The sequence below is a fragment of the Bradyrhizobium sp. STM 3809 genome (genome assembly GCF_000239795.1).
In the GTDB taxonomy this organism is placed as follows: domain Bacteria; phylum Pseudomonadota; class Alphaproteobacteria; order Rhizobiales; family Xanthobacteraceae; genus Bradyrhizobium.
The window spans coordinates 1-939 of sequence record NZ_CAFJ01000399.1 but is presented as its reverse complement, the minus strand read 5'-3'; the positions used below and the strand labels follow the sequence as shown (position 1 = coordinate 939).

The window sequence follows — 939 nt, the reverse complement described above, 5'->3', positions numbered from 1 at the left end:
GGGGGCACCGTGCGCTCGGCGCGAGATGTATTTCAAATAATTAGTTGTTAGCTGATCTTACCGCGACGACGCCACCCGATACGCCATCCGTGTGTGGCTCGGACAATACGGCAGGCCCTCGATCGGCTTGGACCCGCAGAAGCAGAAATCGTCCGCTCCCGGCGTCGAGATCGGCCAGCGGCAGCGCTCCTTGGAGAGTTCGAACAGCGAGCAGCCGTTCTCGACGGGGCCGGCCGGCGGCTCCTCGATCATGATCGGCGGCGGCTCGTTGTTCACCGCGCGCAGGATGCGGCGGCGCAGCTTGGGCACGGGACGGCGGGTGCCGTCGCGGGTGGTCTCGGCGCGCACCACGCGCCTGGTGTCGCCGCCATTGTCGCGCGTCAGCGCGAGGCGGGAGATCTTGCCGATCACGGCATTGCGGCTGACGCCGAGCTCGGCGGCGATCTCTCGGCAGGTCAGCCCGGCCTCAAAGTGCTGCTTCAGGGCCTGGAGCCGTTCCTCGGTCCAGGTGGGTTGGGTCTGTCGTTCGGCGGGCATTGTGTCGCTTCCAAGTTTGATCCGTCCTGGATCGTCCTGGCCGACGGCTGCACCCGAAACTGTCTCCGCTTGTTATCCCTGTTACGCCCGTCCGTTGTCGCGAATCGACAACAGCCCGTCCTTGATGGCGAGCCGGATGCCTTCTTCGATCAACGTTCTGCAGACACCCGGAACGCTGGTGCCGTGGGTACCCTGTTTCACGAGCTTTTCGAGATAGCCAATGGTTGCCAGGGCCAGAGTTACGGGGATGCGGTCAGTCTCGGCTTTTTCCGTCGCCATGCCTAAAAGCTAGTCCGTAACCGGTGTACAGAAAAGTAACTTTTTAGACTCTATTAGGAATCCAATAGGTTGTACAGCGGCTTGGGGATAAGTGGTTAAGATATTGAATTTTAAAGAAATATG

General features: G+C 60.8%; 2 protein-coding genes. Both read right to left on the bottom strand.

Annotated features, from left to right (window positions below):
* Window positions 1-57: 57 nt before the first annotated feature.
* On the bottom strand, window positions 58-537 hold the full coding sequence (locus tag BRAS3809_RS19925; protein WP_008963855.1) for a GcrA family cell cycle regulator: 480 nt from the start codon (window positions 535-537) through the stop codon (window positions 58-60).
* A gap of 81 nt (window positions 538-618) precedes the next feature.
* Window positions 619-816: a hypothetical protein gene (locus BRAS3809_RS19920; protein ID WP_006614936.1), complete on the bottom strand. Its 198-nt coding sequence runs from the start codon at window positions 814-816 to the stop codon at window positions 619-621.
* Window positions 817-939 lie beyond the last annotated feature (123 nt).